At 45.1% G+C, this 15,549-nt stretch carries 17 protein-coding genes; 12 read left to right on the plus strand and 5 right to left on the minus strand.

The features are described from left to right. Positions 1-17 precede the first annotated feature (17 nt). From coaD to ACT6NV_RS01720, 4 genes are all read left to right on the plus strand, one after another. Positions 18-470 (plus strand): pantetheine-phosphate adenylyltransferase, encoded by a 453-nt coding sequence (gene coaD, locus ACT6NV_RS01705; protein ID WP_445385545.1) that lies wholly within the window; start codon positions 18-20, stop codon positions 468-470. 141 nt (positions 471-611) lie between these two features. Continuing rightward, positions 612-2,504 (plus strand): PAS domain S-box protein, encoded by a 1,893-nt coding sequence (locus ACT6NV_RS01710; protein ID WP_445385546.1) that lies wholly within the window; start codon positions 612-614, stop codon positions 2,502-2,504. Then, positions 2,491-2,895 (plus strand): response regulator, encoded by a 405-nt coding sequence (locus tag ACT6NV_RS01715; RefSeq protein ID WP_445385547.1) that lies wholly within the window; start codon positions 2,491-2,493, stop codon positions 2,893-2,895. The genes ACT6NV_RS01710 and ACT6NV_RS01715 overlap by 14 nt, the downstream gene beginning before the upstream one ends. A gap of 51 nt (positions 2,896-2,946) precedes the next feature. Further along, complete coding sequence (locus tag ACT6NV_RS01720) at positions 2,947-4,692, plus strand: M14 family metallopeptidase (protein WP_445385548.1); 1,746 nt, start codon at positions 2,947-2,949, stop codon at positions 4,690-4,692. A 3-nt stretch (positions 4,693-4,695) separates the two neighbouring features. Here the strand turns inward: ACT6NV_RS01720 and ACT6NV_RS01725 are convergent, their stop codons facing one another. Continuing rightward, on the minus strand, positions 4,696-5,292 hold the full coding sequence (locus ACT6NV_RS01725; protein ID WP_445385549.1) for an NUDIX hydrolase: 597 nt from the start codon (positions 5,290-5,292) through the stop codon (positions 4,696-4,698). A gap of 7 nt (positions 5,293-5,299) precedes the next feature. Here ACT6NV_RS01725 and pyrE point away from each other — a divergent pair, with 7 nt between their 5' ends. Both pyrE and ACT6NV_RS01735 read left to right on the plus strand, forming a co-directional pair. Further along, positions 5,300-5,941 carry an orotate phosphoribosyltransferase gene (pyrE, locus tag ACT6NV_RS01730; RefSeq protein WP_445385550.1) on the plus strand — a complete coding sequence of 214 codons (642 nt, stop codon included), beginning with the start codon at positions 5,300-5,302 and terminating at the stop codon, positions 5,939-5,941. A gap of 3 nt (positions 5,942-5,944) precedes the next feature. After that, positions 5,945-6,340, plus strand: coding sequence for an SRPBCC family protein (locus ACT6NV_RS01735; protein ID WP_445385551.1), 396 nt, complete (start codon positions 5,945-5,947; stop codon positions 6,338-6,340). A 10-nt stretch (positions 6,341-6,350) separates the two neighbouring features. Here the strand turns inward: ACT6NV_RS01735 and ACT6NV_RS01740 are convergent, their stop codons facing one another. Next, positions 6,351-7,085, minus strand: a complete 735-nt coding sequence (locus tag ACT6NV_RS01740; RefSeq protein ID WP_445385552.1) for a biotin--[acetyl-CoA-carboxylase] ligase — start codon at positions 7,083-7,085, stop codon at positions 6,351-6,353. A gap of 88 nt (positions 7,086-7,173) precedes the next feature. On the opposite strand from ACT6NV_RS01740, the gene rsfS reads away from it, so the two are divergent. The 6 genes from rsfS to ACT6NV_RS01770 are packed head-to-tail and all read left to right on the plus strand — an operon-like array spanning position 7,174 to position 11,934. Further along, on the plus strand, positions 7,174-7,548 hold the full coding sequence (gene rsfS, locus ACT6NV_RS01745; protein WP_445385553.1) for a ribosome silencing factor: 375 nt from the start codon (positions 7,174-7,176) through the stop codon (positions 7,546-7,548). A 4-nt stretch (positions 7,549-7,552) separates the two neighbouring features. Next, on the plus strand, positions 7,553-9,556 hold the full coding sequence (gene ftsH / locus ACT6NV_RS01750) for an ATP-dependent zinc metalloprotease FtsH (protein WP_445385554.1): 2,004 nt from the start codon (positions 7,553-7,555) through the stop codon (positions 9,554-9,556). Between the two features lie 46 nt (positions 9,557-9,602). Beyond that, complete coding sequence (locus ACT6NV_RS01755; protein ID WP_445385555.1) at positions 9,603-10,214, plus strand: LUD domain-containing protein; 612 nt, start codon at positions 9,603-9,605, stop codon at positions 10,212-10,214. Positions 10,215-10,216: 2 nt separating this feature from the next. Continuing rightward, complete coding sequence (locus ACT6NV_RS01760) at positions 10,217-11,020, plus strand: phosphatidate cytidylyltransferase (protein WP_445385556.1); 804 nt, start codon at positions 10,217-10,219, stop codon at positions 11,018-11,020. Continuing rightward, positions 11,010-11,678, plus strand: a complete 669-nt coding sequence (locus ACT6NV_RS01765; protein WP_445385557.1) for a phosphatidylserine decarboxylase family protein — start codon at positions 11,010-11,012, stop codon at positions 11,676-11,678. The genes ACT6NV_RS01760 and ACT6NV_RS01765 overlap by 11 nt, the downstream gene beginning before the upstream one ends. Continuing rightward, positions 11,668-11,934 carry an acyl-CoA-binding protein gene (locus ACT6NV_RS01770; protein WP_445385558.1) on the plus strand — a complete coding sequence of 89 codons (267 nt, stop codon included), beginning with the start codon at positions 11,668-11,670 and terminating at the stop codon, positions 11,932-11,934. Before ACT6NV_RS01765 ends, ACT6NV_RS01770 begins: the two co-directional genes overlap by 11 nt. Before the next feature lie 39 nt (positions 11,935-11,973). On the opposite strand, the gene ACT6NV_RS01775 is transcribed toward ACT6NV_RS01770, so the two are convergent. The 3 genes from ACT6NV_RS01775 to ACT6NV_RS01785 form a co-directional block, all read right to left on the minus strand. Beyond that, entirely contained in the window at positions 11,974-13,242 is a 1,269-nt protein-coding gene (locus ACT6NV_RS01775; RefSeq protein WP_445385559.1) for a sterol desaturase family protein, read from the minus strand. A gap of 65 nt (positions 13,243-13,307) precedes the next feature. After that, entirely contained in the window at positions 13,308-14,006 is a 699-nt protein-coding gene (locus ACT6NV_RS01780) for a response regulator transcription factor (RefSeq protein WP_445385560.1), read from the minus strand. Beyond that, positions 13,993-15,270 (minus strand): sensor histidine kinase, encoded by a 1,278-nt coding sequence (locus ACT6NV_RS01785; protein WP_445385561.1) that lies wholly within the window; start codon positions 15,268-15,270, stop codon positions 13,993-13,995. Before ACT6NV_RS01785 ends, ACT6NV_RS01780 begins: the two co-directional genes overlap by 14 nt. Positions 15,271-15,549: the final 279 nt, after the last annotated feature.

Consider the following 15,549-nt stretch of genomic DNA (forward strand, 5'->3'; position numbering starts at 1 on the left):
TAAAGACAACAGACCAAATGAAGCGCGCAATCTTTCCGGGATCATTCGATCCAATCACCCTGGGCCATTACGATATCATTCAAAGGGGGATCTCTCTTTTTGACGAAGTAGTGATTGCCATTGGCGAAAATGCCGAAAAATCCTATATGTTCAGTCTGGAAGACCGGATGCGATTTATTAAAGAAGCCTTTAAAGATGAGCCGCAAATAAAGGTTAAAACCTATAGCGGACTCACAGTGGATTTTTGCAGGAAGGTGGATGCACAATTCATCCTGAGAGGCCTGCGGAATCCGGCAGATTTTGAATTTGAAAAAGCGATTGCACATACCAACCGGAAGCTTTCAGAAATCGAAACTGTCTTCCTGCTTACCTCTTCAGGAAAATCCTATATCAGTTCCTCCATTGTAAGGGACGTTATTCGGAATGGGGGAGATTATACCGGTTTAGTCCCGGACACCGTTAGAATCTGATCCCCTCAGCCCTGCTTTCTACAAAAAAGACTTTTTAGTATTTGTAGGATTTTTCTTGTTTTTTACATAATTTCGAACTACAACCGCTTAAAAAACAGGAATCACCACGTTTAACCGGGATTACACAACATTCCTTCACAAATGACGAATATTCCATTTACTTTGGTAGGAAATTACGACAATATGTTGAAGGGAACGGATACAACTACCCAGAATTATCTGATCAAACAGCTTCCCAGGCCTACCGTTTTTCTGAACACCAAATTAGAAGTGGTTCAGGTTTCGGATTCCTGGATTGAAGCCTTCGGTTTTGAAGGATCTGATGTTATGGGAGTATCTATTCTTTCCTTATTTCCGGATGCTTCCAAAGAGTGGCTGGAGGTCCTCAATTCCTGCCTGCGGGGTCGCAGGGGCACTACCGGCATAGACCGGCATATAGATACAGAAAAGAATGAGACCTGGTTTGAGTGGATCAATGAACCCTGGTTTGACGACAAGGAAAATATATGCGGAATCATCATACAGACCGACGATGTTACCCAACGGATAAAAAAAGAACTGGAACACGATAAAACGCGTATCCTGCTGGATACCAAGTCAGAAATTGCGGGTATCGGCAGCTGGGAATTCAATGCTCTTCACAATGAGCTCAGCTGGAGTGCAATGACCAAACAAATTCACGAAGTGCCCGAGGATTATGAGCCAAGCCTTGAGAGTGCCATAGAATTTTATAAGGAAGGCTACAGCAGGAATACCATCTCAATGATTGTATACAAAGCCATTGAAACAGGTACTTCCTGGAGCGAAAAACTACAAATCGTTACGGCCAGCGGGAAGGAAAAGTGGGTAATTGCAGCCGGGAAACCCCTCTACAAGAACGGGGAATACATCGGCCTGATCGGTACCATCCAGGATGTGACCAACATCAGCGAATCTGAAATTAAAACCAGGGAAAGTGAAAAATTACTACGGACAGTAGTCGACAACCTTCCCCTGAACTTGTATATAAAAGATCTGGAATCCCGGAAAATACTGGTAAACAAAGCGGAATGCTCTTATATGGGTTTTACCAACGCAGACCAACTCCTTGGAAAATCGGATTTTGATTTATACGACAGAAAAATAGCCCAGCTTTCCAGGGATGAGGATTTATACGTCATGAACAATGGGGCCTCCATTCTCGGAAAAGAGACTATTTCTGTACGTAAAGACGGCTCAGTCACTCATTTCCTGACTTCCAAAATCCCGCTATACGATCAGCATAATGAGGTTTACGGATTAATGGGAATCAGCCTTGATATTTCAGACCTCAAGCAGAAAGAGGCAGAACTCAGGGACCTGATTAACGTTACCTCCCAGCAGAACAAAAAACTGATCAATTTCGCTCATATTGTATCGCATAACCTGCGTTCCCACACTGCAAACTTCTCCATGTTGCTGGATTTCCTGGTTTCTGAGGAAGACCCCAAAGAGAAGAACCGCATCATCCACATGCTTACAGAAGCATCAGACAACCTGCTGGAGACCCTGGATAACCTCAACGAGGTCGTTGCCATTAACACCAATGTAAACATTGAAAAGGTCAGTGTCTGCCTGAATGAAAGGGTAAAGGCTGTAGAGAAGACGCTTTCCGCCTATCTGATCAACCACAATGCGAGCATAAAGAATGAAATTCCCGAAGGTACCCGGGTGAGGGTTGTGCCTGCTTATCTGGATAGCATCCTGATGAACTTCCTGACCAATGCTGTAAAATATAAGCATCCGGAGCGCGATCCGCTTATCCGGCTTACTGCCAGGAAAAATAAAAACTTCCTTGAACTGGCCATAGAAGACAATGGGCTGGGGATTGACCTTGATAAATACGGGGATAAGCTCTTTGGAATGTACAAGACCTTCCACTCACATAAAGATGCAAGAGGAATTGGGCTGTATATCACTAAAAATCAGATTGAAGCCATGAACGGGAAAATTACCGCCAGCAGTGAGGTGGGTAAGGGAACCATTTTCAAAATTTATTTTGATGACAAAAATTAATGCTGTTTGCATAATAGATGACGACCCGATTACTGTCTTTGGAATCAAAAAAATGCTGAAGGCATTTGATTTGAGTGAAACCATACACACTTACATAAACGGAAAGCTGGCCATTGATGGCCTGAGGGATATGATTGCCAAGAAGGAGGCCCTTCCCGAAGTGATCTTTCTGGACATCAACATGCCCATCATGGACGGCTGGCAATTCCTGGAAGAATTTATTACCCTTCCCACAAACCGGCGAATACGCATTAACATCGTTACTTCCTCTATTGATGCTTACGACCGGCAGCAGTGGGAATCCTTTAAATCCCGTACGCATCACACTATTGATTTCCGCAATAAACCCATTCGAAAGGAAGAAATGCTTGCCATAACCCAGGCAGCCTGAATCTTTTTTTTTGCGCTAACTTTGCCGCAGAAATGCGAAGGAAGTTACCAAATGTCTAAAATACTGTTGACCATTTTGTTAGGCTCCTTTTTGTTGCTTGGCTGCAACAAAACCATGGAGGAACAAAAAGCGGAGTTCCCGACTCCCTTTGAGAAAGGAGATGGCAATACAACTGCCACCTACAGGGAAGTTCTGGATTTTTATATGTCCCTTGCCAGGGAATTTCCCGAAATCAATATACAGACCATCGGAGAGACCGACAGTGATTTACCGCTGCATTTGGTAACCTATAATGCGGAAGGGAATTTTAATTTTCAACGATTCGGGAGGGAAAAGGGAATCTTGTTTATCCTGAACGGCATCCATCCGGGGGAAAGTGACGGCATAGACGCCAGTATGCAAATTTTCAGGGATCTGGCTGCCGGCACCTTGGAAGTTCCCGAAGATATAATCCTGGTTACCATCCCTGTATACAACGTAGGAGGAGCCCTGAACCGGAACAGCAATAGCCGGGCAAACCAGAATGGCCCGGAATCTTACGGATTCAGGGGAAATGCCCGGAATTTTGACCTCAACCGGGACTTCCTAAAGATGGATACCCGAAATGCCAGGACCTTTGCCGAAATATTCCACCTGGTCAAGCCCGATTTGTTCCTGGATACTCATGTTAGCAACGGGGCAGACTATACATATACGCTTACCCACCTTTTCAGCCAGCACAATAAACTGGGAGGTGCTCTGGGCGATTTTCAGGAAACCGTTTTACTGAAAGGCCTGGAAAACGACCTGAAAGGAAAGGGATGGGATATCACACCATATGTAAATGTGTTCAACCGTTCCCCGGAAACTGGCTTTTCTCAATTTATGGATTATCCGAGATATTCCACTGGCTATGTGGCGCTCTGGAATACCCCCGGCTTAATGCTCGAAACCCATATGCTAAAACCCTATGCGCAACGGGTGAAGGGGACCTATTCCGTAATCGAGAGCCTGATCGGGCTGTTGTCTGAGCAGAAAGACAGCCTGCAGGGAATACGGGAAAAGGCATCTGCAGCCTATGCTCCCGGAAGTTTTTATCCAACAAAATGGGCTGTAGATTCCACTGATTACAGGGAACTCGATTTCAAAGGGTTTGAACTGGACACTTTAACAAGCGAGGTAAGCGGGCAAGCCCGAATCAAATACGATCGCAACAGGCCCTACCAGAGGAGCGTTCCCTATTACAATCAATTTCGGACTGCCGATTCAGTGCGCATCCCGTCGGCATACCTCATTCCAAAAGCGTGGAAGGCCGTTCAGGAACGGCTTGACTGGAACAAAATAAAATACACTGAACTGGAAAAAGACAGTAGTATGCAGGTAACGGTTTATCATATAGACTCCTATAAAACGTTTAACCGGGCATATGAAGGACATTATCCGCACTACGACACAGAGGTGCGCTCAAGCGAGTTAACAGTGCAGGCGAAAGCCGGAGACCTGTTGGTCAGTACAGAACAGGACGGGGTCCGCTACCTGCTGGAAAGCCTTGAGCCTCAGGCCGTGGATTCGTTTTTCAACTGGAATTTTTTCGATACCGTTCTTCAGCGCAAAGAAGGATTTTCTCCTTATGTATTCGAAGAAGTGGCTTTAAAGCTACTGCAAAGTGACAGCCTGCTGCGGCAGGGTTTTGAAGCGAAGCGTTTGGATGATGCCGGTTTCAGTGCAAACGGATACAGGCAACTGGAATGGATTTACGAGAACAGCCCTTATTACGAAGAAGCGCACCTGAGGTATCCCATATTCAGGATTGAATAAGATTCAGGCTTCCGGCACCTCAAAAAGGATTCGGATGTTGATGTAGGAATTTTTCAGGGCCTTTCGAATTTTTTTGGGGCCCTTCCATTTTACGCGTTCGATACCTTCGCTCTTCTGCCCTTTCAGTTTGCCGGTATAGCTGGTCTTCATCGCATACCAGTGTACTTCCTTCAGCTTGAATTTCCCATTGCGCTTGAATACGTGATAAGTCGTTCGCAGGAAGTTTTCTATCTTCAACCCTTTAACCCCGGTTTCCTCTTCAACTTCCCGGATAGCGCACTCCTCCAGGGTTTCCTTTTTATTGATCTTTCCCTTGGGCAGATCCCATTTGTTGTTGCGGTAAATAAACAGCACCTTACCCTGATCATTAGTAACCACGCCCCCTGCGGCTATTACAAGCGGGATTTTCTTGGTGAATTTATTGAGGATTTCCTCCAGGTTCGGATGGTATATAAATGCCTGGTTCAGTTTTTTCTTGGAAAGTGCTTCAACTGCAGACTTTACTGCATCACCATTCATCATGAAGTATTCTCCATCCGCCTCATCCGATAATTTATCAGTTAGGATCAGTGGTCTTTCATTCACAAAAACTTTATACATTTACAGCATGGTTTTAGACAAAGACACCGCTCAGAAAACGGCAGAGCTATTGCTGCAAATTAATGCAATAAAATTAAAACCAGAAAATCCATTTACCTGGGCTTCTGGCTGGAATTCCCCAATATATTGCGATAACAGAATAGTACTGTCCTATCCGATGATCCGCAATTACATCCGCGAACAAATCGCCCGGCAGGTAGAGACCCTTTACGGCAAACCGGATTTAATAGTGGGGGTTGCCACAGGGGCCATTGGCATAGGAATCCTGGTTGCCGAGCAACTGGGACTGCCCTTTGCCTATGTGCGACCCGAGCCCAAAAGCCACGGCAGACAAAATCAAATTGAAGGCCAGGCTGAGGCCGGGCAGACAGTAGTAGTGATAGAAGACCTGATCAGTACGGGCAAGAGCAGCCTTAATGCCATAAAAGCCCTTGAAAATTCAGGGCTGCAGGTAAAAGGGATGCTGGCTATTTTTAGTTACGGCTTTAAGGTGGCAGACGATAGTTTTAAGGACCGGGACCTGCAGGTTCATACCCTTAGTGACTATGAACACCTCATTGCCCTGGCCTCTGAAACCGGTTACATTAAAGAAGATCAATTGGATACACTGCGCCAATGGCGTTCGGATCCTGAACATTGGAATCAATAATATATGCATTTAGAATCTCCCAGCAGCAGAATACAGAAATCTCAAAAGGACGTCTTTGAGTTTCTCACCGACCTCGGTAATTTCCGACAGTTAATGCCGGAAAACATTGAAACTTTCGAACTCATTGATGAGGACCAGTTCCGGTTTGCCCTTAAAGGAATGCCTGAAATAAAATTAAAGCGAAAAGAGGCAACGCCTTACGATAAAATAGTCCTGGGAGCCGCAAGCGACAAGCTTCCTTTTACCCTTACAGCCGATATTCGCGAAATTACCCCCGGGGAATCTGAGGTGGTACTCAGTTTTGAAGGGGAATTTAATGCCATGATGGCCATGATGGTAAAGGGACCCATCACAAATTTCCTGGGAACCCTGAGCGATAACATCGGTAAAATCGGTTAGTGGAATTTTTTTATTGATATAACAGTTGCACTTCCTTAAACCCGAAGTCGTATTGTTTTCCATCTTCGCCTGCTACGAGTAGTTTTCCTTCTGCTGTTACCCCCTTTATACTCCCGTTGAATATTTTCCCATCTTGCGTTTTGAATTTTGCATTAAAATTCCGGTAATACAGCTTTTCTTCATAATCCCGCAGTGCTATGGAGTAAAAATTAGGTCCTTCTGTTTTAAAATCGCTCCGCAATTGCTCCATCGCCAGCATCAATACCTCATCGAGATCGAATTGCTTCCCGGAGACGAGGGCCATTGACCCGGCCCTCGGCAGACCTGGAAAGGCCAGCTGATTTACATTTAACCCAATTCCGATTACCGAATGGACGATTTGGCTCCCCTGCCATACATTTTCTATCAGTATACCGCAAATCTTGAGAGTACCTGACATAATGTCGTTGGGCCATTTTACGCGAAGTTGCGGGATTTCAAGTTTGTCAAGGACTTTCAAAAGGGCCAGGGAAACCCAGATATTGAGATAAAAATGCTGCTGTCCTGACAGGCGAATATCCTTCTTTAAAATACTAAAAGTCAGGTTTTTACCTTTCTCGCTAACCCACTTGCTACCCCGCTGACCCCTTCCGGACTGCTGCTGCTCTGCTATAACTACTGAAAAATCGGGTAGGGTTGTTCCCGACTGAAGTTTCTTTAAATAGTCATTTGTGGAATCCGTGGCACTAAGTTTGATCACATGCATGCAGGCCGGTTCAATGAATAAGCTTATGTTAAAAACTGTGTCTAAAAAAACAAAAAAATAATAACTTTGTAGAAACTAATATTTTTGAATGCAGAAAAGGAAAGCAAGTGCAGATGAATTAATTGCCTTAATCTTAAATGGAATAGAAGAAGTAAAAGGATTAGACATTAACCTACTCGATTTACGAGCCATTGATAACACAGTTTGCGATTATTTTATTATTTGCAATGGCACCTCCAACACGCATGTAAATGCGATCGTAAATTCCATCCAAAAAACTGTTAGCAAAGCTATTAATGACAAACCCTGGCATGTGGAAGGTTCTGATAATGCCGAATGGGTACTAATGGATTATGTAAATGTTGTGGTACATGTATTTCAGAAGCATGTACGTGAATATTACGACATAGAGGGCCTTTGGGGAGACGCCAAAGTAACTCTGGTCGAAAGCAACTTCAATTAAAAAAATGGCAAAAGAAAATAAAACACCCCAAAAAAAGCCCCGCTTCAGTTCCTGGTGGATTTACGGCCTGATCATTATTTTTCTGATCGGGTTCCAGTTCTTCGGAAGCGACAGCCTTTCCCCCACGAATAAAACCACTACCTCAGAACTTCAGGAGTTCCTTAGGAACGGGGATATAAACAAGATCCTGATCATCACCAACACGCGTCAGGCCAAGGTCTTCCTTACTGAGGAAGCCCTTACCAAGGATGTGCATAAGGATGTGGCAGACCAGCCCTTTTCTATTACAGCAGGTTCTGTTCCTCAGTATGTATTGGATTATGGAGACCTTCAGAATTTTGAAAACGACATAAAGAAAATAAAGCAGGAGAACAACCTGGATACGGTCGTGGACTACGATACTGAATCCAATGTTTTCCTGGAATTGCTGATGACCATTCTGCCTTTTGTGCTGATTATTGGCATCTGGATCTACCTCATGCGACGTATGTCCGGAGGTGCTGGCGGAGGCGCCGGGGGTCAGATCTTCAATATCGGGAAGTCTAAGGCAAAACTATTTGACGAAAAGACCGATACCCGAACTTCCTTTAAAGATGTGGCAGGCCTGGAGGGCGCCAAGGAAGAAGTGGAAGAAATTGTTGAGTTCCTTAAAAATCCTGACAAATACACCTCACTTGGTGGAAAAATCCCAAAAGGGGCATTGCTGGTAGGACCTCCCGGAACGGGAAAAACACTCCTGGCCAAAGCGGTTGCAGGAGAGGCAAAAGTGCCCTTTTTCTCCCTTTCCGGTTCGGACTTTGTGGAAATGTTTGTAGGGGTTGGAGCCTCCCGGGTACGAGATCTCTTTAAGCAGGCCAAAGACAAATCGCCTTCTATCATCTTTATCGATGAAATTGATGCCATAGGCCGGGCCAGGGGGAAAAATAACTTTACAGGATCCAACGACGAAAGGGAAAATACGCTGAACCAGCTGTTGACCGAAATGGATGGGTTCGGAACAAACACCAATGTAATCGTACTGGCGGCAACCAACCGCGCAGATGTGCTGGATAAAGCACTGATGCGGGCAGGTCGCTTTGACCGGCAGATCTATGTAGACCTCCCGGATATCCGCGAAAGAAAAGAAATCTTTGAAGTGCACCTGCGGCCTATCAAAACAGCCGAAACGCTGGACCTGGATTTCCTGGCAAGACAAACCCCCGGTTTTTCCGGAGCAGATATAGCTAATGTCTGTAATGAGGCGGCCCTGATTGCAGCGCGAAAGGAAAAGAAAGCCGTGGGCAAACAAGACTTTCTGGACGCGGTAGACCGTATTGTTGGTGGTCTGGAAAAGAAAAATAAAATCATTACTCCGGAGGAAAAGAAGACCATTGCCTATCACGAGGCCGGGCATGCCACCGTAAGCTGGATGCTGGAGCACGCCGCCCCACTGGTAAAGGTCACTATTGTTCCCAGGGGACAATCCCTTGGAGCTGCCTGGTACCTTCCGGAAGAACGCCTGTTGGTACGGCCGGAACAGATGAAGGATGAAATGTGCGCTACCCTTGGCGGAAGGGCCGCAGAAAAAGTTATCTTTGATAAGATCTCTACCGGAGCATTAAGTGATCTGGAGAAGGTTACCAAACAGGCACGGGCAATGGTTACCATATATGGCCTGAATGACAAAATCGGAAATATTACCTATTACGATTCCTCAGGGCAGAATGAGTACGGCTTTACCAAACCTTACAGTGAGGAGACCGCCCTGACCATCGATAAGGAAATCTCCAAGATAATTGAAGAGCAGTATGCCAGAGCCGTAGATGTACTGCGGAAGAACAAGGACAAATTGACTGAGCTGGCGGAAAGGTTGCTTGAGAAAGAGGTTATCTTTAAAGAAGATCTGGAAAAGATTTTTGGGCAAAGGCCTTTTGAAAAGCAATTTGACAAACTAGGGCAGGAAAAGTCCATTCCTGAATCGGAAAAAGACAACAGTAAGGAAGAAAAAACAGTTGAGGAAAAAAATTGAGCAAAAGGCCCGGACGCCATTTTGCCGATAACAGTTAACAGATCCAATGGGGTTTTTTGATTTTCTTTTCGGCGGGGGCAAAAAGAAGCCCTCAAAAGAAACGGTGCAAACCCGGGGTGTTCACATGCCCGACCTGCGGATTCCGGTTGACGAGAAATTCACTATACAATTCAAAAAAAACGGGGGGAAATTCATTTATTGTGATTCCTTTGGAGAAGTACAGACCGCCCTGAGGAATATCATAGAAGAGAACGACTGGAAAGACCAGCCGTTTTTCAGCCTGAATCCCGCCCTGCAGGACCGCTTTAAATCAGAAGGCCTTCGCTTCACAGATAAAAACGGGAAAAGCGAGGTGTTCTTTACCACCTGCGAACACCTGGTAGCCCAAAATGGATCCATCCTGGTTAGCTCTAACCAGCTTTTGGAAAAAAAATTACATGAAATCCCTGAGAACATTATTGTTTTTGCCACAACCAGCCAGCTCGTGGAATCCATTGGGGAGGGATTGAAAATCATTAAAAAGAAATACAAAGACCATATACCTGCCAACATCACCACCTTAAAGCATTTTCAACCGACTACAGAAAATTCAAAGGACTTTTTAACATACGGCAGCAGCTCCAAACATCTTTACCTTTTATTACTGGAGGACCTGTAATTATGAAAGAAGTCCTCAGACGTCTGCTCACCGGTGCTTTATATGTACTCCTTTTGCTTTCCGCCATTTTCCTGAGCTCTGATGCTTTCGACTTTTTATTTATGGTTTTTGGCCTGGCCTGTTTATACGAATACAAGCAACTGGTGCGGCTAAGGGGGTATTACGTATTTTTGGCTTATCTGACCCTCTGGTGGGTTTTTATTTATCTGACCCGGAATCAGGCGCTGATCCAGTTACTGCTCTTCCTTACCATTGCTGTCAATATCAGTTTGATGGCATACCTGTTTACCAACCAGAAAAAACCCTTTAATTCCTTTCAGAAATTCCTTATCGGGCTATTTTATCTTGGCGGGGGATGTATTTTTTTGACAATGATTCCCTACAAAGACGATACCTTTGCCAAATATCTGATCATGGGTATCTTTATTATGATCTGGGTCAATGATTCTTTTGCCTATCTGGTCGGTAAAACGCTGGGGCGGCACAAACTTTTTCCTTCGGTATCACCGAAGAAAACCATTGAAGGAACTCTGGGCGGGTTGGTTTTTACCCTCCTGAGCGCAGTGCTCCTGGGAAAATATACGCCGGTGCTGGCCACCATTGAATGGCTAGCCCTGGCACTGGTATTGGTAAGTATGGGAAGCCTTGGGGATTTGATTGAATCCAAATTCAAAAGGGATGCCGGAATAAAAGACAGCGGGGCGATCCTTCCGGGTCACGGCGGGATGCTGGACCGTCTGGATAGCCTGGTATTTGCCGCGCCATTTGCATATTTGACGCTATTAATCTTTAGCTATGTTTCATAAAGAGGGACAACGAATTATTTTAATCAGTTTTTTCCTGGCTGCGGCCATAATCCTGCTCGCAGACCGCTTTGTAGCAATCGGCTGGTTGCAGATCGGGATTCAGATCCTGGCCCTGGTATTTTTGATACTCATCCTGCAATTCTTCCGAAACCCCAAACGGGTTACCCCGAAAAATTTCAATGAAATCCTGGCACCGGTAGACGGGAAGGTTGTGGCAATTGAAGAGGTGGAAGAGACGGAGTATTTTAAAGACAAACGGATACAGGTCTCTATCTTTATGTCCCCTATTAATGTGCACGTTACACGCTATCCGGCCAGCGGGGTCATTACTTTTTCCAAATACCACCCCGGGAAGTACCTGGTGGCCTGGCATCCTAAATCCAGTGAGGAAAACGAGCGGACAACGGTGGTGATCCGCACTCCAAAATTCGGGGAGATCCTCTATCGACAAATCGCCGGGGCAATGGCGCGCAGGATTGTAAACTACGCAGAAGAAGGCGATAGTGTTCAGCAGGGTGAGGATTCCGGGTTTATCAAATTTGGTTCGCGGGTAGATTTGTTCTTACCTTTAAACAGCCTGGTCACCGTTAAATTGAATCAGAAAGTAAAAGGGGCAATAACCTGTGTGGCCAGTTCCCCTGCAAAAGATGAAGACTGACGATTTATATACGGAGTTTGAAAAGGCGGTTGCCGTTATTAACAATTATACCAGCCCCATTCCGGCAGACCTCCTGCTGAAATTATACGCCTACTATAAAATCGCCAATCAGAACTTCAGTAATCCGGGAAGCAAAACCCCATTGATTAATGCCTTTAAAGCCAATGCGCTGATACAGGCTCAGGATATTTCTCCGGAGGAGGCTATGCGGGCCTATGTGGATCTGGTTAAAAAGGAAGTATCCAAATTACGCTGACAGCTTTGCTCTTACTTTGCAGTACATAAACCCGTAATCTTAAAGGGCTACAGAGGCCTTGCCGGAAGCAGCATCGTATTTGGTGAAGTAAATTCCCGCAAGTAGTGAGATTATAAAATATCCGAGCAGTAATTTGCTGGCACCACTCCAATACCCTTCAATCCCAAACCAGTCTCCGGTCCACAGAATGATTGCAATCCCGCAAAGCGATCGGATGGCTTCAATCCACATGGCGTAATTTTTCCGATCCATCAGGCTGGTATACCCGTAAATCCCTACAAAATTAAAGGCACCTAGAAACAGTAAGCCATCAAATCCTATTTGCCCGTAATTGTAGAACATAAACAAAATCTGGCCGAGATGTGCTGTGACCTGGAAAATAGCATACCCCTTCAAAGCATATGAAGCCGGGGTATTGTAACGTTCAAAATTATAAACATCCACGATGGTTTTTCTGGGATACTTATCGGCCACATCCCCGGGGCGCCAGCCTGTGGGCATAAACCAAATTCGAAGTTTATCCCGAAAGCTATTGGTCCTCCAGGCATCCGTTATCAGGCCCCAAAGGTGCTGAAAGTTAATATGGATGGGATTCCAGGTAGCTGCAGGTTTCAACACTCCGTATTGGGGCGGTACTTCTTTTAGTTCTTCCTGAAAGGTCCCGAACATCCGGTCCCAGATACACAAAACCTGCCCCAGATTCTTATCGATGTATTCAGGGTTAATAGCATGGTGTACACGATGTTGGGAAGGGGTCACAAAAACGTACTCCAACCACCCCATCCTGCCAATGTGCTGGGTATGGTACCAGAACTGGGCGAACAAATGTATGGGGGCCAGAATGGCGATAACCTCCTGTGGGATTCCCAGCATCGCAGCCGGGATCAGTAAGAGGGGGAAGTACCCGATAACATTCGAAATTGGTTGCCGCAGCGCACAGGCGAGATTAAATCTTTCGCTGCTGTGATGGATCACATGCTGGTTCCAGAATATATTGATATGATGGCTCAGCCGGTGGTTCCAATAGCCCGCAAAATCAATAAAGATAAAGGCCAGCAGCCAGACCAGCCAGCTGGATTCAATGCTTGTAAGGGCCAGGTGATCCCGGAGAAAGGGATAGCTGACTACGATAAGTGCCAGCCCCAGGGAGTCTTTTATAATATTGGTAAGCCCTGAACTGATACTGCTTACCGTATCCAGGGTAGTGTATTTTATATTTTTCCCAAGGAAACCGTAAGCCATTTCTATCCCCATCAGAAGGATAAAAAATGGAATGGCGTATAAAAGGGCTGTGGCGTAGGCTTCCATCTATAGCAGTAAACAGTTCAAAGATAAAAAAACAGCAGCATCCGGATCAAATCCCTTTTCCTGTATCAGCTTTTATTGATTTTAAGGATAAACCCCTGACCGTGTATGTTGTCGATCCTGATGGATGGATCCGCTTTCAGGTACTTGCGCAAATGCGTAATAAACACATTCAGGCTTTTTTTCTTAAAGTAGTCATTCTGCCCCCATAGCGCCTTCAGAATTTCGGAATGAGGACAAAGCCGGTTTTCCCGAATAGCCAGGAACTGTAATAATTCACTTTCCCTGGAGGTGAGGTGGGTTTCTTCCCCGTTCCGTTTCAGCATTTGCTTTTCTATATCGAAGAAGTACTCCCCTATCTGCAGGGATTTGGGTTGGGCCGGCCTCTCTGTCTTTTGAATACGGGAAAGCAGGGCTTCTATCCTCACAACCAGTTCCTCCTCATCTATTGGCTTTTTTAAATAGTCTGTAGCCCCTACCGAGAATCCTTTCAGGACATCCACCTTAAGCGATTTGGCGGTCAGGAAAATAAAAGGTAATTCAGGAAATTCAGCCTTTATTTCCCTGCCAAGACTAAAGCCATCCATGCCGGGCATCATAACATCCAGAATTACAAGGTTGAAAGCCCTGGTCCGCATTACTTGAAGTGCTTCCACCGGTTTCTGTATCCAGGTTACTTCAAAGCCCTTCATACCAAGGTATTCCCTGAGCAAATACCCAAGCGAGCGGTCGTCCTCAACAATCAGTATGTTTTTAGGAATTTCCATAATTATCTAACGGTAATCTGAGTTCCACAAGGGTTCCCCCCTGCTCCCTGTTCGCAATTTTAATCTTCCCCCGGTGCCGGTCCATTATGTTCTTAACATAGCTCAGGCCTAATCCATATCCCGTTACCTCATGCCGGTCGCCCCTGGCGATGCGATAATATTTTTTTAAAACTTTATCCATTTCATCCGCCGCTATCCCTGTCCCCTCATCTGTAATGAGAATCTTTAAATATTTTGCGGTGGGAGTGGCCTGCAGGTGTATCTTCCCTTTATCTGAATACTTTTTAGCATTGTCCAGGATGTTGAAGACAGCGCTTTCCAAATGGAAAGCAGAACCCTTTACCGGATAGGTTTCTCCATCTAACTCAAAACTAAAGGGTACACCCTCCAAATTACAAAGCTTTTTGAATTCCTCGCAACTCTGCTGCAAGACCGGCTTGAAATCGAAAGGAATACTGGGGATCACGGTTCCGGATTCTTCCAGGCTGCCCAATTCCAGAACTTTGTCTATATGTCCTGAGAGTTTATTCGTTTGATCAGAGATAATATCCGTAAGGGAAAGCAGGTCTCCGGATAATTTCTGCTTCAGAATTTTATTGGCCAGGCTGATGGAAAAAACAGGCGTCCGTAATTCATGGGTGAGGTTATTGATAAAATCGTTGGTGGTGGTGATGATATTGCGTTGCCAGTAATACGTGCGCAATACCCAGAATACGGTGATAAGGATTCCTGCCATAAACAGAAGCCCGGGCAGAATCAATCCGTTTAGCTGGAAAAGGAAATAGGTTGTGAGGTCCCTGAAACGCAACTGCAGGATAACGCGCTTCCCGATAAGGTCGGGCAGATAGCCCTCTAGTTCAATCGGGTATTTAAGGACTTCATCATCAGCAACTTCCTCCCGGGGAGATTTAAGGTAAAAGGAGGTATCCCGGCCGGTTAGTTCGTAAGTAAAATCTGCCTCAATTTTATGATCGAGCAGTTTTCCCCTGATAAAATCATCCAGAAAAAAACGGGAGGCATCCGTGATGTTCTCCATGCTGGAGGTAAAGTAGGAACTGTCTTTCTGCATGGCATTCCCTACTAAAAAGGAAAGCTGGTTACGGGTATAAAGGCCGCTTTTGATATCATTTGCCGCCAGGCCGATGTTCTGGTCAAATTGGGTTTTGGCCAGACTCAGGCCGATCCGCAGGTATTGGTATTGAACAAATGCCAGACCAACTACGGATATCACAAACAATACGATATAAATAGTCCGTTTGTTCAATATGTCGCAATTAACCTACCCATAAAAAGCGCATAATGCAGCATTAATAAGCCTTTATCAGAATTAACCTTTCATTAATATAAATTAATAAGGTGATAACCCTTGCGCATGGATAAAGATGCTACATTCACATCGGTTAAAGATATAGGTTTATCCCCAATACAAGTTTAGTTAATTCAAGATGCAAAAGTTAGCCCGTGAGCTAACTTTTGCTCATTTTATGTACTCCCTGTTTCTTCCCAAAACCTAAAGCAAGGAAGATACAAAGAGCCCGCAAAA

It is taken from the genome of Robiginitalea insularis (assembly GCF_052497835.1).

What these genes read in the sequence shown, in the direction of transcription:
- ACT6NV_RS01715 (WP_445385547.1), top strand. Translation starts at nt 2,491, where the DNA reads ATGACAAAAATTAATGCTGTTTGCATAATAGATGACGACCCGATTACT.
- coaD (WP_445385545.1), top strand. Translation starts at nt 18, where the DNA reads ATGAAGCGCGCAATCTTTCCGGGATCATTCGATCCAATCACCCTGGGC.
- ACT6NV_RS01740 (WP_445385552.1), bottom strand. Translation starts at nt 7,085, where the DNA reads ATGCATGTGATCAAACTTAGTGCCACGGATTCCACAAATGACTATTTA.
- ACT6NV_RS01780 (WP_445385560.1), bottom strand. Translation starts at nt 14,006, where the DNA reads ATGGAAATTCCTAAAAACATACTGATTGTTGAGGACGACCGCTCGCTT.
- ACT6NV_RS01725 (WP_445385549.1), bottom strand. Translation starts at nt 5,292, where the DNA reads ATGTATAAAGTTTTTGTGAATGAAAGACCACTGATCCTAACTGATAAA.
- ACT6NV_RS01775 (WP_445385559.1), bottom strand. Translation starts at nt 13,242, where the DNA reads ATGGAAGCCTACGCCACAGCCCTTTTATACGCCATTCCATTTTTTATC.
- ACT6NV_RS01765 (WP_445385557.1), top strand. Translation starts at nt 11,010, where the DNA reads ATGTTTCATAAAGAGGGACAACGAATTATTTTAATCAGTTTTTTCCTG.
- ACT6NV_RS01760 (WP_445385556.1), top strand. Translation starts at nt 10,217, where the DNA reads ATGAAAGAAGTCCTCAGACGTCTGCTCACCGGTGCTTTATATGTACTC.
- pyrE (WP_445385550.1), top strand. Translation starts at nt 5,300, where the DNA reads ATGGTTTTAGACAAAGACACCGCTCAGAAAACGGCAGAGCTATTGCTG.
- ACT6NV_RS01770 (WP_445385558.1), top strand. Translation starts at nt 11,668, where the DNA reads ATGAAGACTGACGATTTATATACGGAGTTTGAAAAGGCGGTTGCCGTT.
- rsfS (WP_445385553.1), top strand. Translation starts at nt 7,174, where the DNA reads ATGCAGAAAAGGAAAGCAAGTGCAGATGAATTAATTGCCTTAATCTTA.
- ACT6NV_RS01710 (WP_445385546.1), top strand. Translation starts at nt 612, where the DNA reads ATGACGAATATTCCATTTACTTTGGTAGGAAATTACGACAATATGTTG.
- ftsH (WP_445385554.1), top strand. Translation starts at nt 7,553, where the DNA reads ATGGCAAAAGAAAATAAAACACCCCAAAAAAAGCCCCGCTTCAGTTCC.
- ACT6NV_RS01720 (WP_445385548.1), top strand. Translation starts at nt 2,947, where the DNA reads ATGTCTAAAATACTGTTGACCATTTTGTTAGGCTCCTTTTTGTTGCTT.
- ACT6NV_RS01735 (WP_445385551.1), top strand. Translation starts at nt 5,945, where the DNA reads ATGCATTTAGAATCTCCCAGCAGCAGAATACAGAAATCTCAAAAGGAC.
- ACT6NV_RS01755 (WP_445385555.1), top strand. Translation starts at nt 9,603, where the DNA reads ATGGGGTTTTTTGATTTTCTTTTCGGCGGGGGCAAAAAGAAGCCCTCA.